The organism is Hyphomicrobium sp. (assembly GCF_020852195.1).
GTDB lineage: Bacteria > Pseudomonadota > Alphaproteobacteria > Rhizobiales > Hyphomicrobiaceae > Hyphomicrobium_C.
Genome location: NZ_JADZBI010000032.1, coordinates 1 through 25,880 on the forward strand (window position 1 = coordinate 1; position 25,880 = coordinate 25,880).

Below are 25,880 nucleotides of genomic sequence, written 5' to 3' on the forward strand. Positions count from 1 at the left end.
CAGCCGGCTGGTGCGGTCGTGGACGCACCTCGAACGCCAGCGCGGCGGCTTCGGCTTCATGGGAGGTCCCGGCGAGACCCAGATCGAAGCCGACCGCCGCATGATCGGCGAGCGCATCACGCGCCTCGAGGCCGAGCTGAAGAAGGTGCAGGCGACGCGGCGGTTGCATCGCGCCGGGCGGCGGCGGGTGCCGTATCGCGTGGTGGCGCTGGTCGGCTACACCAACGCCGGCAAGTCGACACTGTTCAACCGTCTGACCCGCGCCGAGGTGCAGGCGGCCGACATGCTGTTCGCCACGCTCGATCCGACATTGCGCGCCCTGACCCTGCCGCACGGCGGCAAGGCGATGCTCTCCGACACGGTGGGCTTCATCTCCGACCTGCCGACCATGCTGGTGGCGGCGTTCCGCGCCACGCTGGAGGAGGTGATCGAGGCCGACGTGATCCTCCATGTCCGCGACATCTCGCACGAGGACACCGAGGCGCAGCAGCACGACGTCGACGCCGTGCTGCGCCAGCTCGGCATCGACATGGACGGCGGCCAGCGCATCATCGAGGTCTGGAACAAGATCGACCGCTTCGATCCGGAGGCGCGGCAGCACCTTGCCAACATCGCCGCGCGGCGGCCGCCGGAACGGCCATGCTTCCTGGTCTCGGCCGTCACCGGCGAGGGCATCGATGCGCTGCTCGCGGCGATCGAGGAGCGGCTTGCCGCGAAGAAAGTCACGCTACAGCTTTCGGTGGATGCCGCCGACGGCGCCGGCATCAGCTGGCTGCATCGCAATACAGAAGTGCTCGACAAGCACATGGAGGATGGCCGGATCGCCATGACGGTGCGCGTCGACGACACCAAGCGCGACATCACGCTGCGGAAGTTCACGGCGGCTGAGCCGCCGCCATAAGACGCGGCGCCGGCAAGCCGTCAGGAAGCCGTCGGGCTTTCGCTTGCCTTCGCCTCGTTCCACAGCGCGTCCATCTCGGCGAGCGTCGCCTCGGTGAGCGTGCGGCCGCGGGCGGCGAGGGCGCGCTCGATATGGGCGAACCGCCGCTCGAACTTGGTGTGGGCGGCGCGCAACGCCATCTCCGGATCGGCGCCGGCGTGCCGCGCCAGATTGACCACGGCGAACAGCAGATCGCCGGTCTCCGCGGCGATGTGGGCGTTGTCGCCGTCATCCAGCGCGGCTTCGATCTCGTCCGCTTCCTCGCGGATCTTGGCGAGCACCGCGCGCGGGTCGTTCCAGTCGAAGCCGACGGTGGACGCCTTGCGCTGCAGGTCGAGCGCGCGCTTCAAGGCCGGCTGCCCGCCCTTGACGCTCGCCAGCAGGCCGGGCTCCTCGGCAATGCGCTTGCGCGCCGCGCGCTCGGCCTTTTCCTCCTGCTTGATCCGCTCCCAGGCGCCTTTCACCTCCTCGGGCGTGAGCGTGCCCGCCTTGTCGCCGAACACATGCGGATGGCGGCGGATCATCTTGGCGGTGATCGCCTCCACCACGTCGCCGAATGCGAACGCGCCGTCCTCCTCGGCCATACGCGCGTGATAGACGACCTGCAGCAGGAGATCGCCGAGCTCGTCCTTGAGATCGACGAGGTCGCCGCGGGTGATGGCGTCGGCAACCTCGTAGGCTTCCTCGATGGTGTAGGGCGCAATGGTCGCGAAGGTCTGCTCGAGATCCCACGGGCAGCCGGTGCCGGGCGTGCGCAGCGCCGCCATGATCTCGACCAGCCGCGCGATGTCTTTCGATGGTGTCATGAGGGTCCGGCCGTTGCTGATGATCCGGCCGAACCTAGAGTGCTTCCGGAAAAGTGGGAACCGGTTTTCCGAAAAGAAGCACGATAAACAAAGATCTAGAGCCGTTCCGCGGTTCAATCAAAAAACGGAACGGCCCTAGTCGAGTGCGCGTCAGGTGGCGAAGGCCGTGCGGGGTGGTCGGCGCCCGGAAAGAATGGACACCGGTGAGAGCGCCAGCACGAGGCCGAGCGGCACCAGCCAGCCCAGCCACGTCGCGCACGCGTAGATAGGGTCGAACGGCAGCCCCCAGGAGGTGGCGACGGCCGTCGTGAGCCGCACCCAGATGGCGCCGGAAGCAACCGCCGCCATGGCCAGCATTAAGGTCGCGTGGCGCGCACGCTCCTTGCGGCGGATGGCGACCACGCCCCAGACGATAAGCCCGAGCCACGTCGCGCCCTGCGCCGCGAAGCCGAGCCGCGCCACGGGACCCGACACGCTCGCATACGCAACCGGAAACGCTGTCAGAGCACCGGCAACGACGAGGATCGCGGTAAGGCGGCCGAGCGGCCGGTGCCACGAGCGCCAGCGGCGCGTCGCGATCACGGCTGGCATCAGCACGAGCGCGGCACCGGAAGCCAGCATGTGCAGCTTGAAGATACCGGGCAGGCGCGCGTCCACCACATGCAGGTTGAAGGGAAGCGGCATGGCGCCCACACCCTGCACGAGGGCGACGACGCCGGTCGGGATAGCGAGGGAGATCAAGACGCAAATCGCGATAGCGAGGAGCAAGCGCGACACAAATTCGCCTGCCCGTGCTGGTGTCGTCGGTATCGCGATCAATTTTTCGGAGGTGAAATCTCGCGTCATGGCCAGAGCAGCACGGGGCATTCGGATCATTGCGAGCATCGCTGCGCTTTGTGTTCTGGCTACGGCGGGGCAACTCGCCCGAGCCGGCGATGTGGCCGACGACACCACACCGGCGCCGACGCAGGCCACGGTCGATCTCGCGGGACGCTGGGAAGGGCGTTCCTACGAGATGGCGCGCGCCGGCGTCGATTGCGGCGACAAGCCCTGCATGCTGACGCTCGATCTCGCGCGCTGCGGCGACGGCTGGTGCGGCATCGAGGTGATCGGCCGCGAGCAGCGCTGCGGGGCGACGGCCTTGCGGCTCGACGCAGGCGCGGCCAATCCCGGCGGCTCGGCGCTCTACAAGGGCAAGCTCGAGCTTGCGAAAGGCACCGAGCCCTACGTCGTCGAGGCCTATCTCATGTCCATGGCCGAGGGCGAGACCCAGCGCGAGCTTCAGATCGTGGGCGACACCGGCGGCGAGTTCCGCATGTTCCGCCGCTCGTTCCCGTTCAACGCGACATTGGCCAGGATCAGCGAGGCCCGCTGCCAGCCGGAGAGCACGGTGTCGCTTCTCGATTAGAGGTTTCCATGAGGGTGACTGTTCATCACTTCAAGGTCTACGACGCTGTCACCGATAGCTGGATCGTGCCGCCTCGGAAGAGTCCGGCCGAGCGTATCGAGCGCATACGCGGCGCGATCATTCCCGGCACCGCGGAGGAGGTCGACCGAACGGCTCTCGACGAGCAGGATCGGTATGACCCGCAGGCGCGGGTGCACGAACGCGCACGGCTGTTGAACTAGGTGCGTGCTGCCTGACGGAAGCGCGGTCAGAAAGTGGTTTGCCACGGCGCGGAAGCGCTTTAGCTTGGAGCGGACCATCCGTCTCCAGAGTGCAGTCCCCCGTCATGATCGTCATCCGCATCCTGCTCAACGGCGTGATCATGGTGGCGGAGATCGCGGCTGTGGCCGGCGTCGCCTGGCTTGGCTACACGCATCCCTTCCTGTTCGCGGCCCTGACGGCCGCCTTGAGCCTCGTGCTCGGGCTCGGCCTTGAGACCAAGCGGCTCTCGTTCGAGCTGCCGTTCTACTTCGAGGGCCTGCGCTCGCCGCGGCTCTTGTTCGTGGCCCTGGTGGGCAGCGTCGAGGCGCTCTTGAAGGCTGTGCTGGCCGGGCTCGCCGCGCTGTTCACGTTCGCCGGCACGGAAAGCGACCGCCTGTTCTGGGTCGCCGTCGTCTTCGGCATCACGACCTACGTCGGCGCCAGCGCGCTCCGCGGGCTCTCGGTCTCGTTCCGGGCGCAGCCGTGGCGCTGGGGCTACTTCCGCCTTGCGCCGCCGCTGGGCCTTGCGTTCTCGGCCGGCATCGCGGCGCTGGCCGCGGCCGGCGTCCTCACGACGACGAGCGTGGGCGAGATCGGGTGGCGGCTCGTCTGGGAGCTGCCGCAGAAGCCGTCGGTCAGCCAGGTGAGCGAGCTGTTCTTCCAGCTCAAGCAGGCGTTCGACGATTTCATCGTCACGCTGCTCAAGACGGTGATGAGCGAGCACTGGGCACGCCTGATCGCCATCGCGGTCAGCGTCAACGTGCTGACCGGCTTCGTGGCCTCGGTCTACGCATCCCTGATCGCGGCCGTGGTGCGGACTGCGGAGGAAGGGCTCCCTTGAAGCTAACGGGTTGGGTATGGCACCCACGGCGGATTCCAAATTCGCCGCGTCATCTGGCAGCCACGCTCCAATCCGCCACTCCCTGATCATTCGCATAATATATATTATGGAAAATAACAGGGAGAGGGATCGCCTTTACAGAAGATTAACAGAAGCGCATCCGAACTCACGGCGACGGACGCGCTCCCGCTAGCAGCGCCGTCCTACTTCTCCGCCTTCTCGAAATTATCGGCCACGAAGCGGTCGAGGAGCTGCACGCCCCAGCCCGAGCCCCAGCTCGTGTTGATCTCGTTCTTGGGCGCGTCCATGGCCGTGCCGGCGATGTCGAGATGCGCCCACGGCACGTCCTTCTTGATGAAGCGGTTGAGGAACGCTGCCGCCGTGCATGCCCCGCCCCAGCGCCCACCGATGTTCTTCACGTCGGCGTTCTTGCTGTCGAGCATCTTGTCGTAGGACTTGTCGAGCGGCATGCGCCATACCTTCTCGCCGGTGGCCTTCGAGGCTGCGAGCAATTGGTCCGCGAGCTTGTCGTCGTTCGAGAACAGCCCCGCGAAGTCCTTGCCGAGCGCCACCATGATGGCGCCGGTCAGCGTCGCCAGATCGATCACGAAGCGCGGCTTGAAGCGCTCCTGCGCGTACCAGAGCACGTCGGCCAGCACGAGGCGGCCCTCGGCGTCGGTGTTGAGGTTCTCGACCGTCTGCCCCGACAGCGAGGTCACGATGTCGCCCGGACGCGTCGCCGATCCCGACGGCATGTTCTCGACCAGACCGATGAGCCCGACCGCGTTGACCGGCGCCTTGCGCTCGGCGAGCGCATAGAGGAGGCCGGTGACGGCGGCCGCACCGCCCATGTCGCCCTTCATGTCCTCCATGCCGGCGGACGGCTTGATGGAGATGCCGCCGGTGTCGAACACCACGCCCTTGCCGATGAAGGCAAGCGGCTTGGCGCGCTTCGACTTGGCGCCGTGCCACTGCATGATGGCGACCCGGGCCGGACGCACGCTGCCCTGCGCCACCGCGAGCAGCGTGTTCATGCCGAGCTCTTTCAGCGTCTTGTCGTCGAGGATCTCGACCTCGAGCCCGATCCGCTCGAGCTCCTTTACGCGCTCGGCGAACTCCACCGGCCCGAGCACGTTGGCGGGCTCGTTGACGAGGTCGCGCGCAAAGCAGACGCCGTCCGCCACGGCGCGCTTGGCCTCGAAGGCGGCGCGCGCCTTCTCCGGATCGGCGCAGTGCACGACGAGCTTCACCAGGCGGTCGTTCGCGGGCTTCTGCTCGGCGGAGTTGCCGTTGGCGGCCCCCTCCTCGCCGTTCTTCTTCGTCAGGTACTTGCGGAAGCTGTAGTGGCGCAGGAGCGCGCCGAACGCGAGGTTCGCCGCAACCACCTCGGGCTTCGCGCCGGCACTGCCGACATCGGCGATGACCGAGGCCTCCACAGTCTTGCGCGCCGTGATCTGTCCGAGCACGTATCCGCCGAGGCTGGCCCAGCCGCTGTCGTCGTGCTCGGCCGTCTTGCCGGTCCCGACCAGGACGAGCCGCTGCACGTCGAGCTTCTGGGGCGCCAGGATCTCGATCGAGGACTTGAGCTTGCCCTTGAACTCGGCGGCCTCCGCGGCCTTGAGCAGGAGCCCCTGGCTGCGGGTGTTGAGCGCTTGCACAGCTGGCGGCAGGGCGAGATCCTGGCCGACGAAGGCGGCGACGGTGGCCAGCGGGGCCGCGTCGAGGCGGGCGAAGGTGATTTCGAGCGGGGTCGTCATTCTCTTGCTGGTGCTCCTCGAGGGACGGGAGAGGGTTGAGGATTAACGCGGCGGACCGGGTCTTCCACCCAGCCGGCGCGCATGGCCTCGCGCCATCGCTGGGGCAGGGCCCACGCGGGCGTCTGCCGCGGCCGTGCTTCCGTATAGGGCGGGGGGTGGCTTTTCGATCTTCGCTGTGGAAATTAGCCGCTTGCCGGCGAAGTGCAAGCCGCCGCAGCCTAAAATGTCGTCTTCGAGCTTAATCCCCGCGTCCCGTTCCGGCGGACGGCCGCGACAGGGCGACGGGGCGCCGGGTGCCTGGCCTGCCGTCCCCTGCGGCGCTTGGGCTAGAGGCTTGGAGAACAGTCGAAATTCCGCCATCCTTGCGTGGAACGAGACCACAAGGGAGCCGGGGGGAGAATCGGGCCCGAGACGTCGCGGGGCGTGTGGCACGGCCGGTTAAGACGACCGCGTCGACCCTGGTGGCAGCGAGCCCTCCGTTGATCCCCGGTGCGTGGCCCAGCACGAAGCCGAGCGTGATCGACGTCAGATGACGATTTTCTCACGATATGTCTTCCGGCAGACGGGCAGCGCGCTGATGCTCGTGCTTCTCTCGCTGACGGGCATCGTCTGGATCTCGCTGGCGCTGCGCGAGCTCAACGTGGTGACGGCCCACGGCCAGAGCGCCTTCACCCTGATCAAGATGACGACGCTCGGCCTGCCGAGCTTCGTGGCCGTGATCACGCCCTTTGCGCTCCTCATCACGACCATCCACACGCTGAACCGCTTGAACAGCGACAGCGAGATCATCGTGCTGACAGCCTCCGGCGCCACCGCGTGGACCATCACCAAACCGCTCGTGACGCTGGCGCTGTTGATCATGGCCTTCATCACCGCGGTCAATCATTTCGCCGCGCCGTGGAGCTATCGCCTGCTGCGCGAGATCGTGATCCAGGTGCGTACCGACCTGCTCACCCAGGTGATCCAGCCCGGCCGCTTCTCCTCTCCCGAGCGCGGGCTCACCTTCCACATCCGCGAGCGCACGCTCGACGGCACGCTGCACGGGCTCGTGCTGCACGACGCCCGCAAGTGGAACGAAGTGCAGTCGTACCTGTCCGAGAAAGGCGTGCTCGTCGAGGACAACGGCTCGACCTACCTGTTCATGATGAACGGGCACATCCTGCGTCGGGCCGGCGCCGCGACCGAGCCGACTCAGATCATCGCCTTCGAGAAATATGCGGTCGATCTCGACAGCTTCGAGAAGCGCGAGACCGGAGCGGCGACCGAACTGAGGCCGCGCGAGCGCTATTTCGGCGAGCTCATCGCCCCGGAAAAGAGCGAGCCGGACAAGACGGCCGCTGACAAGAAGGCCGCGACCGACAAAAAAGCCGCCGCGGACAAGAAAGCTGCCGCCGACAAGAAACCTGCGGCCGAGAAGAGCGCAGGCAAGAAAGGCCGGTCGCGCGAGGAGGAGGCCGCCGGCCGCTTGCGGTCGGAGTTGCATGAGCGCTTCTCGAGCGCCCTCTATCCGCTGGCGTTCGTTCTGATGGCGATCGCCATGGTCGGCCAGGCCCAGAGCACCCGCCAGAACCGGCACGCCCGCATGGGCCTCTGCTTCCTCGCCGGCGTCGGCATCCGCCTCGCCGGCATGGCTGCCAACAACGTCGTGACAATGCACGCGAGCGCCGTGCCCGTGCTCTACCTGATCCCGCTCGTCGCCATCGGCGTCTCCCTGGTCCTGATCGTCCGCGGCGCGCGGCCCTCGAACGGACCGGCGCGCCTCGACCGTCTCGTGGACGCGGTCACGGCCTTCGCGGACAGCCTGCGGCAGCGGTTTGCGCGCCGCCGGCTGGCCGGTGCCGCCGGAACGGGAGGCTAGCCGCCCATGCCGCGCATCTCGACCCTTTCGCTCTACATCGGCATGCGCTTCCTGCTCGCCATCTTTGCCGTGTTCGGGCTGTGCACCGTGTTGATTTTCATGATCGATTTCGTGGAGATGCTGCGCCAGGCCGGCAAGTACGGCAGCGTGCCCGGATGGCTCTTGGCCTGGATCACCGTGTTGCGGCTTCCGGCCTATACCGAGATTCTGCTGCCGTTCGCCGTGCTCGTGGGGTCGATCGGCGCCCTCCTCATGCTGGCCCGCAAGAGCGAGCTGGCGGTGATGCGCGCCGGCGGCATGTCGGTCTGGCAGTTCCTGCGCCCGGGCATAACGGTTGCCCTGCTGCTCGGCATCTTCAGCACGACGACGTTCAATCCCCTGGCGGCGCGGGCCCGTGACCAGGCCGAGCGGCTCTATGCGGAGGCTTTCGGCCGGGAATCATCGGGACTGAACCAGGGAGCCGCTGGCCCCTGGCTGCGCCAGGACGGCCTCGACGGACAGTCCATCCTGAGCGCCGCATCCGCCCAGCGGCGCGGCACGGAGCTCACCTCCGTGACGGCCTTCGTCTACGACAAGAAGGGCAGCTTCGTGGAGCGCATCGACGCCAAGCAGGCCCACCTGGAGGAAGGGTTCTGGGTGCTGAAGGATGCCGTCGTTTCGGCGGTCGGACGCGAGCCCGAAACCTTCGGTAGCTATCTGCTCTCCACCTACCTAACCCGGGAGCGCGCCGCCGACGCTTTCGGCACCCTCATCTCGGTCTCCTTCTGGGAGCTACCGGATCTCATCTATATTGCGGAAAAAGCTGGTCTTTCATCCTCGGCCTTGCGCACTCAATACGAGCTGCTGCTGACCCGCCCGCTGCTGTGCATTGCCATGGTCTTTTTGGCGGCGACTGTGTCGTTGCGGTCATTCCGCTCCGGGGGGATCCAGACTATGGTCGTTACAGGAATGGTAGGGGGCTTTGGGTTTTTCCTTTTCGCGGAAATATCTAGGCAAGTTGGAACAGCGGGCCTCGCCCCGGTTTGGGCGGCGGTTTGGGTTCCAGTGCTCCTCGCCATCCTGTGTTCGGTTACGGTGCTGCTGCACCAGGAGGACGGCTGAGTGATGCGTGTTGCGCGCAAATTGCTGGCGACATGCACAGAGTTTTCCACCTCTTGTCCCCGCCTGAGGGCGGTGGAACGGGGGCGTTTGCGCCTGCCTTTTCCCACCATTCCTGACGTTTCCCGCAGGGCGCGCCTCCTCACGCAGCTCACCTCGGCCCTTGTGCTCATGGGGGTTGCGCTGCTTGCCGGACCGGATCCGGCAGCCGCCCAGACAGGCCCGATGGGCCGCGGCGTCTCGGCCTTTCCCGAGACACCCGGTGGCATTTTCGGCAAGCCGCAGAAGCTCGATAAGACCCTGCCCCTCTACCTGCAGGGCGACGAGCTGATTTACGACAACGCGGGCAACCGCGTGATCGCGCGCGGCAACGTTGAGATTTACTACAACAAGAACGTGCTGACGGCCGATCAGGTCATCTACGACCGCAGCGCCAACACGCTCTCCGCCTCGGGCAACGTCGAGCTCAAGGAGGCGAACGGCAACGTCATCCGCGCCGACAACTACACGCTGACGGACGACTTCCGGGACGGCTTTGTGCAGTCACTCTCGGTCGTCACGCGCGACGACTCGCGCATCACCGCCGAGCGCGGCGAGCGGCGCGAGGGCAACGTCACGGAGTTCTCGGAGGCGACCTTCACGCCTTGTAAGAGCGAGGGCAACGTGCCGCCGCTCTGGTGCATCGGCGCCAAGCGCATCATTCACGACCAGTCCGCCGCCACCATCTCCTACCAAGATGCCGAGCTGAAGCTCTACGGCGTGACTGTCGGCTACCTGCCCTACTTCGAGCACCCCGATCCGTCGGTGAAGCGCAAGAGCGGCTTCCTGGCGCCGAGCTACGGCAACTCCAACGACCTCGGCATCTTCTTCGAGCTGCCCTACTACTTCGCGCTCTCGCCGCACTACGACTTCACGTTCCGCCCGCGCTACATGAGCGAGCAGGGCGTGCTCTGGCAGGGCGACTGGCGCCAGAAGCTCGCCACGGGCGAGTACACGGTGTCGTTCGCGGCCATCGACCAGGACTGGACGGACCTGCCGTCCGCCTCCACCAACCCGGCCAACGCCCGCAATCTGGACGGCTGGCGCGGCAGCCTCGAGACACACGGCCGCTTCTCGCTTTCGAGCTGGTGGAGCTACGGCTGGAACGCGATCATCGAGAGCGATGATTCCTTCCGCCGCTTCTACAAGCTCGACAGCGTGCTCCTGACCGACCGCGTCAACGACGTCTTCCTCGTGGGCCAGGGCGACCGCAGCTACTTCAGCGCCAGGATGTACCACTTCGGTGGACTCTTGGTGGAGGACAACGACGAGACGGAATCCTACGTCCACCCGGTGATCGACCATAACTACGTCTTCAAGGATCCGGTGCTCGGCGGCGAGCTCAGGTGGAAGACGAATGCGCTGAGCTTCTCGCGCTCCGACGTCAGGTCGGGCTCCGACCTGCTGTCGCAGGACATGAACCGCGTCGTGACCGAGGTGAAGTGGCGCCGCCGCTTCACGGACGCGGTGGGCATCACCTACACGCCGTTCGGCGAGCTTCGCGGCGACATCTACCAGATCAACTACGAGGATCCGAACGACCCCCTGACCGCCAATCTCGACGACAGCTTCCTGCGCGGCCTCGCAACGGGCGGCGCCACCGTCTCCTATCCGTGGGTGGCCAACGTCGGCGCGACCTCGCACGTCATCGAGCCGATCGGACAGGTCGTGGCGCACAACTCCAGCGTCCAGCAGGACGACCTGCCGAACGAGGATGCGCAGAGCCTGATCTTCGACGACACCAACCTGTTCGAGACCTCCAAGTTCTCGGGCTACGACCGGCTCGAGACCGGCGTGCGCGCCAACGTCGGCGTGCAGTACACGTTCCAGGGCCCGGTCGGCTATGCGCGCATTCTGGCCGGCCAGAGCTTCCATCTCTCGGGCGAGAACGCCTATGACGAGGGAAGCAACCGCTTCAATCCGAGGAGCGGCCTCGATACGGACGAATCGGACTACGTGCTCGGCGCCTACATCGCGCCGACCGACGTCTTCCGCGTCATCTCGCAATCGCGCTTCGACGAGGACGACCTTTCGCTCCGTCGCGAGGACCTGACGGCACTCTTCACGTACGGCCCGCTGAGCGCCGCCGCGACCTATACCTACGGTCAGGTCTACAGCGACATCTACGCCAGCAATGCCTACGAAAAGCAGGAGGAGATCCTCGGCTCCGCGACGCTGCGGCTGACCGATCGCTGGACGCTGTCCGGCTCGATCCGCTACGACCTCGACGAGGATCGCGTGCTGACCGACTCCATCCAGCTCGCCTATCTGGATGAGTGCTTCATGCTGAGCGCGACCTACAGCGAGACCTTCATCGAGGATGCGAGCCGCGACATCGAGCCCGACCAGGTCGTCATGTTCCGCCTCGAGTTCAAGCATCTCGGCGGCTTCAACTATCAGACCAATGTCGTGGACTTCCTCGGCGGCGAGGACTCGACCGCCGTTCGCACCAACCCGTAGCCTCCCTACGTAAAGGGTCCGCGGACCGCCCAGGCCCCTCCGGCACGAGTTGCATCTCCGGCCCAGTCCTGCTTTCCCGCCTGGCCTCACCCACGCGGCAGCTTGGCGCGGAGGCCGGGTCGCCTTGCCCGCGCCATGGTTGGTGTGGATAAGCCGTCTTTGCGTGCATGCCGAACAGGCTCTATGCTCATGACCGCTGGCTGCGAGCGGCGGTCGGGCCGGCGCTTACTGTCATCAACCCGGTCACCTCATGGCCCGTTACCTGCTGACGAGACAGCATCGATGCCCGATTTGATCCGCACGCTTGCCGCAGTCTCGGGAGCCGCTCTGCTCATCGGGGGAGCAGGCTCGACCGTGACGCGCGCCGCCGAGCCTGGCGTGCCGCTGCGCCTGGCCCAGTCCGAGCGCACGGCCAACATCGAGGCCGGCCCGCCCGACGGCACCACGGCTCCGCGCCGCAAGGGCGGCCAGTCGATCGCGGTGCTGGTCAACGACGAGCCGATCACCGCCTACGAGATAGAGCAGCGCGCGGCGTTCCTCTCTCTCCAGAGCGGCGGCGCAGTCAATGACCTCAAGTCCAAGGCCGAGGCGCGCTGGAAGGCGATCGTCCAGAACCCCAAGACCAACGAGCGCTTCAAGGAGCTTCTGCGCAAGAACAACGTGCAGACTCAGGAGGAGGCGCGCGCGCTGCAGACGAAGTTCATCAAGGACCTGCAGGCGAACATGATGGCCCAGCTCAAGCGCGAGTCCCGCGCCGGCGCGCTCGCGGGCTCGCGCAGCAAGGCCCAGGACGAGCTGATCGAGGAGAAGCTCAAGCTGCAGGAGGCCAAGCGCCTCAACGCCATCTCCGACGACGCGGAGGTGGACAAGATTCTGTCGGGCATCGCCGAGCGCAACAAGATGACGCTCGAGCAGTTCGGCCAGCACATGAAGGGCATGGGCGTCGACATCCGCACCATGAGGAGCCGCTTCAAGGCCGAGATGTCGTGGCGCGAGGTCGTACGGCGACGCTTCGGGCATCTGGTCGCCATCACCGAGCGCGACGTCGATGCCTTCGTCGCCAATACGGGCGTCGCGGCCCAGAGCGATGTCGAGTTGCTGGTCCAGCGCATCACGCTGCCGCTGCCGGGGTCGGTCGACCAGGCGATCATCGCCCAGCGCATTGCCGAGGCGGATACCCTGTCGCGGCAGTTCTCGGGCTGCGCATCGCTCCCGACCCTCGCCGCCTCCGCCGGCGGCAGGTACGAGGACCTGGGCACACGCAAGCCGTCCACCATCCCCGAGCCGACCCGCAGCCTGCTGCTCAACGCCCGCGACGGAGACCTGCTGCCGGCGAGCGTCAGCCAGTCCGGCGTCGAGCTGTGGGCGCTGTGCGGCCGCAAGGCCGAGACGTCGGTGCGCGAGACGGCACAGAACGAGCTGCGCCAGAAGGAGTTCGAGGTCCTCGCCCAGAAGCATCTGAAGGACCTGCGGCAGGACGCGGCCATCGAGATCCGCTGATGGGCGCGCGCGAGCCGGATGGGCTCACGTCGGCACCTCTCGCGATGACGATGGGTGACCCGGCGGGAATCGGCCCCGACATCACGCTCGCCGCCTGGAGAGAGAGAGAGAGCCACGCCCTCCCCCCGTTCGTCGTTTTCGGTGATCCCGAGACATTCGCGGCCCGCGCGGCCGCGCTGGGCGTCGACGTCGCGGTCGAGACCGTCACCGACCTCGCGCGCGCCGCACCCGTCTTCGAGAGAAGTCTTCCGGTCTGGCCTTTCGCCTGCGCGGCCCCCGCGCGTGCGGGCAAGCCCGATCCGCGCAATGCACCGGCCGTCATCGGCGCCATTGAGGCAGCCGTCCTAGCGATCCGCAAAGGCGAGGCGCGCGCCGTGGTGACCAATCCGGTCGCCAAGAGCGTGCTCATGGCGGCCGGCTTCGCCCATCCCGGCCACACGGAGTTCCTGGGCACGCTGGCGGAGACGCATTTCGGCATGCCGGACGCCCACCCCGTGATGCTGCTCGCATCCGACGAGCTCAAGGTGGTGCCGCTGACGGTGCACATCCCCCTGGCTGATGTCCCGCAGGCGATCACGACCCGCAGCATCGTGCGCACGGCCGGGATCCTCAACCGCTCGCTGATCGAGGACTTCGGCATCGCCAGGCCGCGCATCGCGGTGACCGGCCTCAATCCGCACGCCGGCGAGGACGGCCGGCTCGGCGACGAGGATGAGCGCATCATCGCGCCCGCCATCGCCGCGCTGCGCGACGCCGGGCTTGCCGTCACGGGGCCATATCCGGCGGACACCCTCTTCCATGCCGCGGCGCGCGAGACCTACGACGCCGTGCTCGCCATGTATCACGACCAGGCGCTGATCCCGATCAAGACGCTCGCCTTCGACCGCGGCGTCAACGTCACCATCGGGCTGCCGTTCGTGCGCACGTCGCCCGACCACGGCACGGCCTTCCCGATTGCCGGCAGCGGCACGGCGCAGGCTCGCAGCCTGATCGAGGCCATCAAGGTTGCCGATGCGATGTCGCGGCGCCGCGCCGAGCGCGTCTGATGGGCGGCACCTCGGGCGAGAACGGCACGGAGCCACGCCCGGGCGCGAGCCCGGATGGCCTAGCACCGCTGCGCGAGGTCATCCGCCGCTACGATCTCGCCGCCAAGAAGAGCCTCGGCCAGAACTTCATTCTCGACCTGAATCTGACACGCCGCATCGCGCGCGCGGGCGGTGCCATCGACGGACGCACGGTTATCGAGGTCGGGCCAGGACCTGGCGGCCTGACACGAGCGCTGCTGCTCGAAGGCGCCGCGCGAGTCATCGCCGTCGAGCGGGATTCCCGCTGCCTGCCCGCACTCGCCGAGATCGCCGCCCGCTATCCTGGTCAGCTCGACGTGCACGAGGGCGATGCGCTGAGCGCGGACTGGCGCGCCCTTCTCGGCGCCTTCGCGGGCAAGGCCGTGATCGCCGCCAACCTCCCCTACGGCGCGGCGACGACGCTGCTCGTCGGATGGCTCGAGACCGATCCGTGGCCGCCGTGGTGGGACCGCATGGTGCTGATGTTCCAGAAGGAGGTCGCAGAGCGCATCGTTGCCGTGCCGGGGACCAAGGACTACGGGCGCCTGTCGGTCATCGCCCAGTGGCGCAGCCACGCGCACATCGCGCTGACCCTCAAGCCCGAGGCGTTCACGCCGCCGCCGAAGGTCTCCTCGGCCGTGGTCGTCTTCACGCCGCGTGAGGTCCCGCAGCCCGCCTGCTCGGTCGCAGCCCTCGGCCGCGTCACCGCCTCCGCCTTCGGCCAGCGCCGCAAGATGCTGCGTGCGTCCCTGAAGACGCTGGTTCCCAACCCAGAGGAGCTGCTTGCGGCCGCCGGCATCGCGGCGGACTTGCGCGCGGAACGCTTGAGCGTGCGCGACTTCGCCAAGCTCGCCCTCGTCTACGAGCGCTCGATCGCGGGCCGCTGAAGGCGCTATTGTCCCTTTGCGAAAGGCGCGCTGTGCTGTGTGAAGTAAAGGAGATATCGGACCCGTGGCGGACCATGTCGACATCGCGGCCTATCTCGCCCGCATCGGCTACGGCGGCCCGACCACCCCATCGCCCGATACCCTCGCCGCGCTGCAGAGCCATCACGTGGAAGCGATTGCGTTCGAAACGCTCGCCATGGTTCTCGGCGAACGGGTGCATCTCGATCTTCCTTCGCTGCAGCGGAAAATCCTGCTGGAGGGGCGCGGCGGATACTGCTTCGAGCTGAACCTGCTGTTCCTGCATCTCCTGCGCGCGCTCGGATTCGACGCCCGGCCCTTGACCGGGCGCGTCATCATGCACGAGCCCGAGGAGGCCTGGACCGCCTCGGCGCGCACGCACGTGCTCATTCTGGTGACGATCGACGGTGTCCGCTACACGGTCGACGTCGGCTTTGGCGGGATGACGCCGACAGGCCCCTTGCGCCTCGACAGCGAGGACGAGCAGCAGACGCCGCACGATCCCTATCGGCTGACACGCCGCGGCGAGACCTACACGCTGCGCGCCCGCATCGGCCCCAACTGGCACCACTACTATACGTTCGATCTCGCGCCCCAGGCCGACATCGATTTCGAGGTCGGCAACTGGTATGTCTCCACACATCCGGCTTCGCCGTTCCGCAAGCGCTTGCTCGCAGCGCGCGTCGAGCCGGGCGTACGCTACGCGCTTCGTGGGGCGGACTACGCCCGGCACCGTGTCGGCGCCGAAAGCGAGCGGCGCACGATCGAGAACCCGAACGATGCGATTGCGCTTCTCCGGACCGTTTTCCGGATCAACGTCCCGGCGTCCGCCGAGCTCGAGACGGCTCTGGCCTCGGTGCTCGCGCCATCCGCAACACCACCCCCATAGGGAATGCTCTATATAGCGAAGCCTTGAGCTACTTCACGCCGAGCTTCTTCTGCAGGCTGGACGACGAGGTCGTATACTGGAACAGGAGCTTCTTGTCCGGGTGCACGATCTTGTAGGCGGCCTGCGCCATCAGCGCCGCCTCGTGGAAGCCCGACAGGATCAGCTTCAGCTTACCCGGATACAAGTTGATATCGCCGACGGCGAAGATGCCCTTCTCGCTGGTCTCGAACTTCTCGGTGTCGACCAGGATCAGGTTCTCGTTGAGGTTCAGCCCCCACGAGGCTACGGGGCCGAGCTTCATGGTGAGGCCGAAGAACGGCAGCATCGCGTTCGCCGTGACGCGCTCCTCGCCGCCGGCCGTCTTCACCGTGACCGCCTCGAGCTGGCCGTCCGCACCGTCGAGCTTCGTCACCTGCCCGATGAGCAGGCGCACCCTGCCCTCCGCGACGAGCGCGCGCATCTTCTCGACCGAGTGCGGCGCCCCGCGGAACTCGTCGCGCCGGTGCAGCAGGGTCAATGAATTCGCGATCGGCGCCAGGTTGAGTGTCCAGTCCAGCGCCGAGTCGCCGCCGCCGACGATCAGCACGTCCTTGCCGCGCAGATCCTCCATACGCCGCACCGCATAGAACACGGACTTGCCCTCGTACGCCTCGATGCCGTCCAGCGGCGGGCGCTTGGGCGTGAACGATCCGCCGCCCGCAGCGATGACGACCACCTTGGCGATGATCTCGCGGCCGGCGTCGGTCTTGAGGTGGAAGCGGCCGTCCTCGCCGCGCTGCAGCTCGTCCACCCGCTCGCTGAAGATGAATTCGGCCCCGAACGGCTTGATCTGCTCCATGAGGCGGTCGGTCAGCTCCTGACCGGTGACCGTCGGCAGCGCCGGAATGTCGTAGATCGGCTTCTCGGGATAGAGCTCGGCGCACTGCCCGCCCGGCCGGTCCAGGATGTCGATCACGCACGTCTTGATGTCGACCAGCCCGAGCTCGAACACTGCGAACAGCCCGACCGGACCGGCGCCGATCACCACCGCATCGAATTCCGTTGCACCGGTGTCCGCGACCGCGGCGGCCTCGTCCAAAGCCATGGATCAATCTCCTGGTTCGCAGCGCGCCGCCGATGCGCACTCCACTTGTGACAACGTGTTCGTCAGAACTGCTTGGCCGGCACGCGGAGCGTCAATCCGTCGAGGGCGGGGGTCACCTTGATCTGACAGCTCAGGCGGCTTTCCGGGCGCACATCGAAGGCGAAATCCAGCATGTCCTCCTCGATGGCCTCTGGCTTGCCGGTCTTCTCCACCCAGTCGGCATCGACGTAGACGTGGCAGGTGGCGCACGCGCAGGCGCCGCCGCATTCGGCCTCGATGCCCGCGATGTCGTTGAGCTTGGCCGCCTCCATCACGGTGACGCCGGGCTCGGCCTCAACGGTCTGGCTGTCGCCGTCGGGTTGGATAAATACGAGTTTAACCATCGACGGCTGGCTCCCAGATCCTGCTGCCCTCCCTTGTACGGAGTATGGTGGCGGCAGGATTAAAGGGCCCGTCCCCCGAATTCAAGCTCCCCGTCGCCGCGCCGGAGTGGGCCGCAGGAGGTAGCAAAAAAGGCTGATGAAGACACGAGTTGTGTCAGCCAGTCGTGGCGAATCTGATGGCGGTCAGACACCAAAGGAACGCCACGCCTAGACCATGATCGCTTCGGACCCTACCAGTCCGAAGCGTGAATCATCGGTCTCATCCAAAAGGCTGGGGCGCGATCTCGATTCAATCAAAGCTGATCGCGCTCTAGGCGCGGGGACGCTCCGGCGGGAAGGTCTCCTCGACGTAGCCCTGCACCGTCTCGCAGGCGGCCTCGAGCGTGGCGAGGATGCGATCGCGCTCGTCCTCATCGGCAACGCCGGAGGTCTGCTCGGCCTCGCGCGCCAGGCTTGCGATTTGCCAAGCGCCGACGGCGCGGGCAGAGCCCTTGATGGTGTGGGCGGCAGTCTGCCATTCCCGGTCGGTGGCCGCGAAGCGGAGCTGTTCGATGCTCAACGGAAGCTGGGCCACGAAAAGCCCCAGAATCTCCCGCTCGAGCAGCGGGCTGCCCAGGGTGTAGCGGCCGAGGTGGACGCGGTCGATCGGCTCCGCGGCCGGCATGGCGGGTGCCGGCGGCTCGGCGGCGGCGCGCGCGCGGCTATCGGGGCGACGGAATGTCGAGCGCTCTCTCAGGGGGCCCATTGCGTTCAGAACCTGTCTCGGGAGGGTTCTCGATCGACCCCAAGGCCAGTCCCGTCGGCCCCAGGATCCGCAGGCGCGGAGGCGGCGTGCTCCGGCGTGCTATAACAAAGTCTGAACGCAATACGCTAAGTAACTGTTAACACGTATATTAAAACACGCCTCTATTCAATTGTTTTCGGCTGCGCCGGTGCGGCGAAGCGCCGGGCTCTGCGAACTTCATTTGGCCCCAAACGCGGCCTACTCGGCTCTCTGAGCAACGGACGCTGCGGGGCGCGACCGCCCCGAGAGAAAAAAGGAAGTTGATGGCACCGCTTACGGGCAGAAAACCCGTTTGAGCACAAGCCTTGGACTGCAGTATCATCGGGGGCAGCCGGCGTATTCCGGTGCGGACGGGTGGATGGCTCAGGATCAGAAAACAGGCGCGGCGGCTGCCCAGAAGGGGCCGTCCGACGGGGCTGCACCCGCATCCCCGGCAACGGGCACGTCTGCGGGTCCGCCGCCGATCCCTCCGTCCCTCCCGCCCATGAGCGAAACCGCTAAGGCCGACACCCCGAAGACCGAGCCTCCCAAATCCGGCACCGCCAAGTCCGGCACTGCGAAGACGGACACGCCGAAGAGTGAGGAGCCGAAGAGTGCACCCGAGGCCGCGAAAGTGGACTCGCTCTCTCTGGTTCTGCCGCCGAGCACCATCGTCAATCTCGGCTCGCCCACGGCCGCCGTCCATCACCGCCTGCCGCCGCCGCTCCCGAACATGGCCGCGCGCGCGCAGAGCGCCGCGCCGACCGGCAACGAACGCGCCGCCGAGCCGATCCAGGCCGAGCCCGTCCGGCGCATGGCGCGGCGGCGTCCCGCCGGACCGCCCCGGCACAAGATCGCGGCCAACGACGACGCGCCCTCCATCGGCGGCCTGATCTACGCACTCGAGCAGAAGCCCTCGTCGACGCCGTTCAAGTACGCCGCCATCGCCACCCTCGGCTGGACGATGATCTGCTTCGTCTTCTCGTGGATCATCGTGCGCGCCGAACTCGAGGCAGGCGCCACGTTCCTGTCGCTGTTCGAGAAGCCGTCCACGTTCCTCACGGTGACGGCCATCATCGTGCCCATCGCAGTACTGTGGGCGCTGGCGCTCCTCGCCTGGCGCTCCGACGAGCTGCGCCTGCGCTCGTCGACCATGACCGAGGTCGCGATCCGCCTCGCCGAGCCCGACCGCATGGCCGAGCAGTCGGTGGCGTCCCTCGGCCAAGCCGTACGCCGGCAGGTGTCGTTCATGAACGATGCCATCTCGCGCGCGCTGGGCCGCGCCGGCGAGCTCGAGGCGCTGGTGCACAACGAGGTGACCGCGCTCGAGCGCTCCTATGAGGAGAACGAGCGCAAGATCAAGGGGCTCATCCAGGAGCTGGCGGGCGAGCGCTCCTCGCTGCTCTCGACCAGCGAGCGCGTCACCGAGACGCTGAAGACGCTCGGCACCGACATCCCGACGCTGATCGACCGCCTCTCCAACCAGCAGATCAAGCTCGCCGGCATCATCCAGGGCGCGGGCGAGAACCTGACGCAGCTCGAGACCGCCGTCGGACAGAGCACGGACCGTCTGGAAAACGCGCTCGGCGGCAAGACTCAGCAGTTGCAGGTCATGCTCGAGGGCTATACCTCCGGGCTCGCCACCGCGCTCGGCGCCAGGACCGAGCAGCTCCAGTCGGCCATCGCGAGCTACGTGGACACCCTCGACGTCTCCTTGAACCAGCGCACCGAGAACCTGCAGCGCGTGTTCGAGGAGTATGCCCGCGCGCTCGACACGTCGCTCTCCAACCGCGCGCAGGCGCTCGACATCCAGCTCGTCGAGCGCACCAAAGCGCTCGACGCGGCCTTCGGCCAGCGGCTCCGCATGTTCGACGAATCGATCGTGCGCTCGACCATGAACATCGACACCGCGGTGGCCGAGAAGGCCCGCGCGCTCACCAACGCCCTCGACAGCCACGCCAAGACCTTCAGCGAGACGATTGCGCGCCAGGCCGTGAACCTCGACGAGAGCCTGATGCACGGCATCAACTCGGTGCGCCGCACGAGCGAGAACATCACGCGCCAGTCGCTGAAGGCCATCGAGGGCCTTGCTGGCCAGTCCGATATGCTGAAACGCGTGTCGGAGAACCTGCTGGCGCAGATCAACTCCGTCACCAACCGCTTCGAGGGCCAGGGGCAGGCGATCATGCGCGCCGCCAACTCGCTCGAGAACGCCAACTTCAAGATCGAGTCGACGCTGCAGGGCCGCCACGCCGAGCTCACGCAGACCATGGAGCAGCTCACCGGCAAGGCCGACGAGTTCGGCCGCTTCGTGCAAGGCTTCTCCTCGACCATGGAGGGCTCGCTGACCAGCGCCGAGCAGCGCGCGCGGGCAGCCGCAGAACAGCTCCGCGCCAGCACCGAGGCCGCCCAGCACGCGGCCCTTGCCGATCTCGAGCGCTTCCGTCTCGAGGCCGGCGCCGAGGGAGACCGCACGCTCGATGAGCTCCGGAACCGCTTCTCGTCGATCTCGAACGTCGTCAACGAGCAGCTCACCTCGCTGACCAGCCGCTTCGACGAGACCTCTGATGAGGTGCGCCAGCGCGCCAGCCGCGCCGCGGCCGACATCGCCGCCGAGCAGGCCCGCCTCAAGCAGGAGATGGACCGCCTGCCCACGGCGACGCGCGAGAACGCCGAGGCCATGCGCCGCGCGCTGCACGACCAGCTCCGCGCCATCGAGCAGCTCTCGAACCTCACCACGCGCTCGATCGTCGGCCGCGACGTCACGCCCCCGCAGCCGTCGCCCTATGGCGCGCCGGGCTCGGGCACACTGACGGCGTCCTATGTTGCAGAGACGCGTGGGGCCGGCTATCGCCCACCGCCACAGCCGCAGTCCTACCAGCCCGCGCTGCCCCGCCCCGGCGGGCCTGGAAACGGCGGCGACAACCGCGAAGGCTGGTCGCTGGGCGACCTCCTGGCGCGTGCCTCGCGCGACGACGAGGGCGGCGGCGCCCCCGGCGCGCACCACGCGACCGCATCGAGCGTGCCGTTCCACAATCAGATCGACATCATCGCCCGCGCGCTCGACCCCGCCACCACGGCGGCTCTCTGGCAGCGCATCGCGGCCGGACAGCGCGGCGTCATGGTGCGCAGCCTCTACAGCCCAGAGGGCCGCGCCATCTTCGACGACCTCAGCATGCGCTATCGCACCGACGCCGACCTGCAGCGCACGATCAACCACTACCTGATCGATTTCGAGAACATCCGCCGCGACGCCGAGCAGCGCGATCCGTCGGGCCGCGCCGTCAACGCGCATCTCCTCTCCGACATGGGCCGCGTCTACCTGTTCCTGGCCCACGTGAGCGGACGCATCACGTAAGCTCCGCTCGCCTCCGCACACCTCGCTCGTCCAACCCTCGTCGCCGTCGCCACACAAGGGCTCTCCACGCTCCCATGACCGTCACGCTGTCCACCGCCATAGAGCGCTTTCCGCTCAAGGTGCCCTTCGTCATCGCGCGTGGCGCCAAGACGGAGGCGGTCGTGATCCGCGTCACGTTGTCGGACGGACGCGCGACGGGACAGGGCGAATGCACGCCCTATGCGCGCTATGGCGAGACCCCGGAAACCGTCGTGGCGGCGATCGAGGCCGCCGCGCGGATGCCGGACGCGCTTCGGAGCCGCAAGGCGCTCGCGGCGGCGCTGCCGCCGGGGGCTGCGCGCAACGCGCTCGATTGCGCGCTCTGGGATCTCGAGGCCAAGGCGACCGGCATAGCGGCCGCCGTGCGCGCGGGCGTGGCGCCACTTTCCGCCGTGGAGACCTGCTTCACGCTGAGCCTCGACACACCCGAAGGCATGGCTTGCGCCGCGCGCGCCGCATCGGCGCACCGCCTCCTCAAGCTCAAGCTCGGCGGCGATGGCGACATCGACCGCATGGCCGCCGTACGCTACGCTCGCCCCGACGCGCGCCTCGTCGCCGACGCCAACGAGTCCTGGACCGAGGATATGCTGGGACCGTTCTTGGCGGCCGCGGACATGGCCGGCCTCGAGCTGGTCGAGCAGCCGCTGCCCGCCGGCGCCGACGACATGCTCGACGGCCTCGTGCATTCCGTGCCGGTCTGCGCCGACGAGAGCGTGCACACGCGGGCCGACCTGGCGCAGATCGCGCATCGCTACGCCGCGATCAACATCAAGCTCGACAAGGCTGGCGGCCTGACCGAGGCGCTGGCGCTCCAAGACGCCGCGCGTGCGGCCGGTCTCGACGTGATGGTCGGCTCCATGGTGGCGACGTCGCTCGCCATCGCACCGGCGTTCCTTCTCGCACAGGGAGCCGACTGGATCGATCTCGACGGACCGCTGCTGCTCGCCCGCGACCGCGAGCCGCCCGTGCGCTTCGAGGACGGCTGGCTGCATCCCCCTCCCCCGGGCCTCTGGGGCTGACGCACGGCCCGCCAGCGTCTTGCTTCGGCTGAGACGCGCCCGTGAACTCTCTGTTACTCCAGCGAAGGCCGGAGTCCAGGCACGTCTCGTGGCAACAAGCCCATGCCTATCGCGCCGGCTTCGTGGACCCGCCATCCCACAACAGCCCGCCATGCCAGCGCGCACGCACGACGAGCGCTGCGGCGAGGCCGATCGCCGCCAGCACGGCCATGGCCAGGTAGGCGTGCCCGCCAACCCAAGCATAGAGCCAGCCGGAAAGCAGCGTCGCACCGCCGAGCAGTACGCCGGCGGCCACCGTCGCATAAAGCGCCTGCGCCGTGCCTTGCGCCCGCTCCGGCACTGCACGCGAGATGAAGTGCATGGCGGCGAGGTGAGACGCGCTGTAGGTCAGCATGTGCAGCAACTGCAGTGGAACGAGCACAGCGAGCGGCGGACTGAGGCTCATCAGCCCCCAGCGCGCCACGGCGGCCACCGCGGCAGCGACCAGCAGCGTGACCGGACCCCAGCGGCGCACGACCGAACCGGAATAGGCGAAGAGCGCCACCTCGCCCGCGATGGCGACGCCCCACAGCGCACCGACCCACGCGGTCGAGATGCCCTGCGCCTGCCAGGCGAGCGCGCCGAAGGTGTAGAACATGCCGTGCGCGCCCTGCACTGCGCCCGCGGCGAGGAGAAATGCCAGAAACACCGGCGAGCCGACGAGCCCGCGCACCTCCGCGATGCTTCCCTGCGCGCCACGCGTTCCTCCCCCCTTGTGGGGGAGGTCAGAAGGGGGGGAATCCCGAACGTCAGCCGCATGGCGAGACGGGATGCTCCCCTGACCTTCACCCCCGCTGGCTGCGGCCGCGCTCACCCGCTCCGGCAGCAGCCAGGCGAAAGCGACGGTCGCGACGGCACCTGCCACGATGCAGCCGATCACCACGCCGGCTCCGGCGCGGTCGATCAGCCAGCCGCCGACGAACCCCGCGGCCACGAACGTGATCGATCCCCAAAGCCGCATGTGGCCGTAGTCGAGCCCATGCGCACGCACGCCGGCGACAGCCACGGTCTCGGTCAGCGGAATGATGGTCGAGAACGCGATCGCGAGCGGAACGGCAAGCAGGAAGATCGCCCAGAAGCCGTGCGCCTGCGCCAGCAGCAGCGCCAGCACGAGCGCGAGCCACGCGAGGCCGTTGATCAGCCGCCTGTGCGCACCCGTATGGTCGGCCAGCATGGCGACCGTCGGCGTGATGAACACGCGCAGGAACAACGGCGCCGCCGTGACGATGGCGATCTGCTCGGCGCTGAGCCCACGCCCGTTGAGCCACACCGGCAGATAGGGCAGATGCACGCCGAGGATCAGGAACAGCGCACCGTAGAACGCGCCGAGCCGGACGCCATAGCCGGCGGAAGCGGCGCCGCGTTGGCCCCTCTCCCCGTCGTTCGGCACTCTCCCCATGTCGGCTGTCCGCATTGCGCTCCGGTTGGTTGCCGGCGCCTTTAGCAGACGTTCGGGGCCGGCGCGAGCGGCCCCGGAGCACATGTGGGCGCCAGTAAAGAAAAAAACCGGCCCGGATGATCCGGACCGGTTTTTTGCCGAGCTGAACGGAGTCCCTGATCGCCGGTCGGCTCCCCCCAAAAGTAGTCAAACTGTGCGCTGCTCGATCGCCCCCCGACGACGGCGCTGCACAAGCAGGAGAGTTGCAGAACCCTGCCGACGTTACAAGACCGTGGCAGCATTGGGGCAGCGCATTGCGCCGCTCGCGATGCAATACGGCCACAGATGGTGTGATGCGCCCCTGCCCGTCGGCATAGCCTCAGGGCGGAACCTAGCGACCGACCGCAAACGTAGACGTATGTTTTCCTAGGATCTTTCCGGCACTGACCGGAGCCTTGTGCGGTCACTTGCTCCGCACACGCGCTAGCGTCGCCGGATTGCATGCAGGTGGTCCACGGGGCCGTCGCCGTTGCCGACCCTGAGCGCCCGGCCTGCTGAGATCGCCTGCCAGACGAAATCCTTGGCCGCATTTACCGCCGTGGGCAGCGTGTCGCCTTCGGCGAGGCGCGCGGCAATCGCGGCCGCCAGCGTGCAGCCCGTGCCGTGCGTATTGCGCGTCGCGATGCGCGGCGCCGAGAACCGCAGAGAGCCGGACGGGAGGACCAGGATATCGGTGGCCTCTGCCCCCTCGCCGTGCCCGCCCTTGATCAGCACTGCCTCGGGGCCGAGCGCGAGCAGGCGACGTCCCTGCGTCTCCATCTCGTCGTCGGTGGAAGCCACCGGGCCCTCGAGCAACCGCGCCGCCTCGCGCAGGTTCGGCGTCACGACGGTCGCCAGCGGGAAAAGGCGCGTGCGCACGGCTTCGACCGCATCGGGCGCAAGCAGCACATCGCCGCTGGTGGCGACCATCACGGGATCAATCACCAGCGGCACGCCCCGGAACTGGGCCAGCCCATCCGCAACCGTCTCCACGGTCACGCGGTCGCCGAGCATGCCGGTCTTGATGCCGGTGACGGCGAGGTCCGACGCCACCGACGTCATCTGCGCGGCGATGATGTCGGAGGGCAGCGTCAGCACGCCCTGCACGCCCTGCGTGTTCTGGGCCGTGATGGCGGTGATGACGGACGCACCGTAGACGCCGAGCGCCGTGAACGTCTTGAGGTCGGCCTGGATGCCGGCGCCACCCGAGCTGTCGGATCCGGCGATGGTGAGCGCGATCGGCGTGGCGGTCTCCGGGGAAGCCACGGGCTAGCCTCCCGGCGTGAAGTTGCGCAGGTCCTCCTGCAGCTTCTCGGGCATCATCAGCTCCTCGATGCGCGCCAGCCCCGGGAAGGTCTCGATCAGCCACTGGCCGAGCGCCTGGATGGAGAACCAGTCGAACACGTTGAGGAAGGCGATGCCGGTAAGCACGAGCGCCACGCCCATGATCTTCTCCATGAGCCCGAGATGGCGACGGAAACGCTGCATGAACGACAGAAACGGCCGGATCGCGACCGCCGCCAGCACGAACGGGATGCCGAGGCCGAGCGAGTAGACGGCGAGCAGCCGCACGCCGGCGCCGAGGCTCGCCTCGTTGGCCGCGAGCGCCAGCACGGTGGCCAGGATCGGGCCGATGCACGGTGTCCATCCGAAGGCGAACGCGAGACCGAGCACATAGGCGCCGAGCAGGCTCGCCCCCTCGTAGTCATGCTGATAGCGCTTCTCGGTGAGCAGGAACGGGATGCGCAGCACGCCGAGGAAGTGCAGGCCGAACAGCATGATCACGATGCCGGCCGCGATGGAGAGCTCGGCGCGCCAGGTCTGGATGAGCTGTCCCACCAGCGACGCGCTAGCTCCGAGCGCGACGAACACGGTCGAGAACCCGAGCACGAAGCACACGGAGGCCAGCACGATGCGCCGCCACACCGTGCGCTCGAGCCCCTTCTCGTGCGACATCTCCTCGAAGGTTGTAC

At 67.7% G+C, this 25,880-nt stretch carries 22 protein-coding genes; 13 read left to right on the forward strand and 9 right to left on the reverse strand.

The window, feature by feature from the left end; translation table 11 throughout:
* Nucleotides 1-901 (forward strand): GTPase HflX (hflX, locus tag IT540_RS02555; protein WP_291172808.1); only part of this gene is annotated, 901 nt, incomplete at its 5' end.
* Nucleotides 902-921: 20 nt separating this feature from the next.
* On the opposite strand, the gene mazG is transcribed toward hflX, so the two are convergent.
* On the reverse strand, nucleotides 922-1,746 hold the full coding sequence (mazG, locus tag IT540_RS02560) for a nucleoside triphosphate pyrophosphohydrolase (RefSeq protein ID WP_291172811.1): 825 nt from the start codon (nucleotides 1,744-1,746) through the stop codon (nucleotides 922-924).
* Between the two features lie 150 nt (nucleotides 1,747-1,896).
* Complete coding sequence (locus IT540_RS02565; RefSeq protein ID WP_291172813.1) at nucleotides 1,897-2,487, reverse strand: DUF2306 domain-containing protein; 591 nt, start codon at nucleotides 2,485-2,487, stop codon at nucleotides 1,897-1,899.
* 103 nt (nucleotides 2,488-2,590) lie between these two features.
* Between IT540_RS02565 and IT540_RS02570 the strand changes: the two genes are divergently transcribed.
* From IT540_RS02570 to IT540_RS02580, 3 genes are all read left to right on the forward strand, one after another.
* Nucleotides 2,591-3,154, forward strand: a complete 564-nt coding sequence (locus IT540_RS02570; protein WP_291172816.1) for a hypothetical protein — start codon at nucleotides 2,591-2,593, stop codon at nucleotides 3,152-3,154.
* 8 nt (nucleotides 3,155-3,162) lie between these two features.
* A complete protein-coding gene (locus IT540_RS02575; RefSeq protein ID WP_291172819.1) occupies nucleotides 3,163-3,375 on the forward strand; it encodes a hypothetical protein in 213 nt (70 codons plus the stop codon).
* 89 nt (nucleotides 3,376-3,464) lie between these two features.
* The gene (locus IT540_RS02580) at nucleotides 3,465-4,235 is read left to right on the forward strand and encodes a hypothetical protein (RefSeq protein ID WP_291172822.1); all 771 of its coding nucleotides are present in this window, start codon (nucleotides 3,465-3,467) and stop codon (nucleotides 4,233-4,235) included.
* Between the two features lie 203 nt (nucleotides 4,236-4,438).
* Here IT540_RS02580 and IT540_RS02585 read toward each other — a convergent pair whose 3' ends face one another.
* On the reverse strand, nucleotides 4,439-5,992 hold the full coding sequence (locus IT540_RS02585) for a leucyl aminopeptidase (RefSeq protein ID WP_291172825.1): 1,554 nt from the start codon (nucleotides 5,990-5,992) through the stop codon (nucleotides 4,439-4,441).
* A 529-nt stretch (nucleotides 5,993-6,521) separates the two neighbouring features.
* Between IT540_RS02585 and lptF the strand changes: the two genes are divergently transcribed.
* The 7 genes from lptF (at nucleotide 6,522) to IT540_RS02620 (ending at nucleotide 15,805) form a co-directional block, all read left to right on the forward strand.
* Nucleotides 6,522-7,850, forward strand: coding sequence for an LPS export ABC transporter permease LptF (lptF, locus tag IT540_RS02590; RefSeq protein ID WP_291172828.1), 1,329 nt, complete (start codon nucleotides 6,522-6,524; stop codon nucleotides 7,848-7,850).
* Nucleotides 7,851-7,856: 6 nt separating this feature from the next.
* The gene (gene lptG / locus IT540_RS02595; RefSeq protein WP_291172831.1) at nucleotides 7,857-8,951 is read left to right on the forward strand and encodes an LPS export ABC transporter permease LptG; all 1,095 of its coding nucleotides are present in this window, start codon (nucleotides 7,857-7,859) and stop codon (nucleotides 8,949-8,951) included.
* Nucleotides 8,952-9,038: 87 nt separating this feature from the next.
* Nucleotides 9,039-11,447 carry an LPS-assembly protein LptD gene (locus IT540_RS02600; RefSeq protein WP_291172834.1) on the forward strand — a complete coding sequence of 803 codons (2,409 nt, stop codon included), beginning with the start codon at nucleotides 9,039-9,041 and terminating at the stop codon, nucleotides 11,445-11,447.
* Nucleotides 11,448-11,729: 282 nt separating this feature from the next.
* On the forward strand, nucleotides 11,730-12,947 hold the full coding sequence (locus IT540_RS02605) for a peptidylprolyl isomerase (RefSeq protein WP_291172837.1): 1,218 nt from the start codon (nucleotides 11,730-11,732) through the stop codon (nucleotides 12,945-12,947).
* Complete coding sequence (pdxA, locus tag IT540_RS02610) at nucleotides 12,947-13,993, forward strand: 4-hydroxythreonine-4-phosphate dehydrogenase PdxA (protein WP_291172840.1); 1,047 nt, start codon at nucleotides 12,947-12,949, stop codon at nucleotides 13,991-13,993. Before IT540_RS02605 ends, pdxA begins: the two co-directional genes overlap by 1 nt.
* Complete coding sequence (gene rsmA / locus IT540_RS02615; RefSeq protein WP_291172844.1) at nucleotides 13,993-14,898, forward strand: 16S rRNA (adenine(1518)-N(6)/adenine(1519)-N(6))-dimethyltransferase RsmA; 906 nt, start codon at nucleotides 13,993-13,995, stop codon at nucleotides 14,896-14,898. Before pdxA ends, rsmA begins: the two co-directional genes overlap by 1 nt.
* Before the next feature lie 64 nt (nucleotides 14,899-14,962).
* Nucleotides 14,963-15,805, forward strand: a complete 843-nt coding sequence (locus IT540_RS02620) for an arylamine N-acetyltransferase (RefSeq protein ID WP_291172847.1) — start codon at nucleotides 14,963-14,965, stop codon at nucleotides 15,803-15,805.
* Between the two features lie 28 nt (nucleotides 15,806-15,833).
* Here the strand turns inward: IT540_RS02620 and IT540_RS02625 are convergent, their stop codons facing one another.
* From IT540_RS02625 to IT540_RS02635, 3 genes are all read right to left on the reverse strand, one after another.
* Entirely contained in the window at nucleotides 15,834-16,889 is a 1,056-nt protein-coding gene (locus tag IT540_RS02625; RefSeq protein WP_291172849.1) for an NAD(P)/FAD-dependent oxidoreductase, read from the reverse strand.
* Between the two features lie 62 nt (nucleotides 16,890-16,951).
* Nucleotides 16,952-17,272 carry a 2Fe-2S iron-sulfur cluster-binding protein gene (locus tag IT540_RS02630; RefSeq protein WP_291172851.1) on the reverse strand — a complete coding sequence of 107 codons (321 nt, stop codon included), beginning with the start codon at nucleotides 17,270-17,272 and terminating at the stop codon, nucleotides 16,952-16,954.
* 310 nt (nucleotides 17,273-17,582) lie between these two features.
* Nucleotides 17,583-18,017 (reverse strand): Hpt domain-containing protein, encoded by a 435-nt coding sequence (locus tag IT540_RS02635; RefSeq protein WP_291172853.1) that lies wholly within the window; start codon nucleotides 18,015-18,017, stop codon nucleotides 17,583-17,585.
* A 523-nt stretch (nucleotides 18,018-18,540) separates the two neighbouring features.
* Between IT540_RS02635 and IT540_RS02640 the strand changes: the two genes are divergently transcribed.
* Together IT540_RS02640 and dgcA are read left to right on the forward strand one after the other, a co-directional pair.
* Nucleotides 18,541-21,393 (forward strand): hypothetical protein, encoded by a 2,853-nt coding sequence (locus IT540_RS02640; protein WP_291172855.1) that lies wholly within the window; start codon nucleotides 18,541-18,543, stop codon nucleotides 21,391-21,393.
* A gap of 74 nt (nucleotides 21,394-21,467) precedes the next feature.
* Nucleotides 21,468-22,451: an N-acetyl-D-Glu racemase DgcA gene (dgcA, locus tag IT540_RS02645; protein WP_291172857.1), complete on the forward strand. Its 984-nt coding sequence runs from the start codon at nucleotides 21,468-21,470 to the stop codon at nucleotides 22,449-22,451.
* Between the two features lie 106 nt (nucleotides 22,452-22,557).
* On the opposite strand, the gene IT540_RS02650 is transcribed toward dgcA, so the two are convergent.
* From IT540_RS02650 to IT540_RS02660, 3 genes are all read right to left on the reverse strand, one after another.
* Nucleotides 22,558-23,889, reverse strand: a complete 1,332-nt coding sequence (locus IT540_RS02650; RefSeq protein ID WP_291172859.1) for an MFS transporter — start codon at nucleotides 23,887-23,889, stop codon at nucleotides 22,558-22,560.
* Between the two features lie 462 nt (nucleotides 23,890-24,351).
* The gene (thiD, locus tag IT540_RS02655) at nucleotides 24,352-25,173 is read right to left on the reverse strand and encodes a bifunctional hydroxymethylpyrimidine kinase/phosphomethylpyrimidine kinase (protein WP_291172862.1); all 822 of its coding nucleotides are present in this window, start codon (nucleotides 25,171-25,173) and stop codon (nucleotides 24,352-24,354) included.
* A gap of 3 nt (nucleotides 25,174-25,176) precedes the next feature.
* On the reverse strand, nucleotides 25,177-25,880 hold a 704-nt coding region (locus tag IT540_RS02660), incomplete at its 5' end, for a cytochrome c biogenesis CcdA family protein (RefSeq protein ID WP_291172865.1).

Coding starts and splice junctions, on each gene's coding strand:
- lptF (WP_291172828.1), top strand. CDS start 6,522: ATGACGATTTTCTCACGATATGTCTTCCGGCAGACGGGCAGCGCGCTG.
- IT540_RS02625 (WP_291172849.1), bottom strand. CDS start 16,889: ATGGCTTTGGACGAGGCCGCCGCGGTCGCGGACACCGGTGCAACGGAA.
- IT540_RS02570 (WP_291172816.1), top strand. CDS start 2,591: ATGGCCAGAGCAGCACGGGGCATTCGGATCATTGCGAGCATCGCTGCG.
- IT540_RS02630 (WP_291172851.1), bottom strand. CDS start 17,272: ATGGTTAAACTCGTATTTATCCAACCCGACGGCGACAGCCAGACCGTT.
- IT540_RS02640 (WP_291172855.1), top strand. CDS start 18,541: ATGAGCGAAACCGCTAAGGCCGACACCCCGAAGACCGAGCCTCCCAAA.
- lptG (WP_291172831.1), top strand. CDS start 7,857: ATGCCGCGCATCTCGACCCTTTCGCTCTACATCGGCATGCGCTTCCTG.
- dgcA (WP_291172857.1), top strand. CDS start 21,468: ATGACCGTCACGCTGTCCACCGCCATAGAGCGCTTTCCGCTCAAGGTG.
- mazG (WP_291172811.1), bottom strand. CDS start 1,746: ATGACACCATCGAAAGACATCGCGCGGCTGGTCGAGATCATGGCGGCG.
- IT540_RS02585 (WP_291172825.1), bottom strand. CDS start 5,992: ATGACGACCCCGCTCGAAATCACCTTCGCCCGCCTCGACGCGGCCCCG.
- IT540_RS02605 (WP_291172837.1), top strand. CDS start 11,730: ATGCCCGATTTGATCCGCACGCTTGCCGCAGTCTCGGGAGCCGCTCTG.
- rsmA (WP_291172844.1), top strand. CDS start 13,993: ATGGGCGGCACCTCGGGCGAGAACGGCACGGAGCCACGCCCGGGCGCG.
- IT540_RS02575 (WP_291172819.1), top strand. CDS start 3,163: ATGAGGGTGACTGTTCATCACTTCAAGGTCTACGACGCTGTCACCGAT.
- IT540_RS02650 (WP_291172859.1), bottom strand. CDS start 23,889: ATGGGGAGAGTGCCGAACGACGGGGAGAGGGGCCAACGCGGCGCCGCT.
- IT540_RS02635 (WP_291172853.1), bottom strand. CDS start 18,017: ATGGGCCCCCTGAGAGAGCGCTCGACATTCCGTCGCCCCGATAGCCGC.
- pdxA (WP_291172840.1), top strand. CDS start 12,947: ATGGGCGCGCGCGAGCCGGATGGGCTCACGTCGGCACCTCTCGCGATG.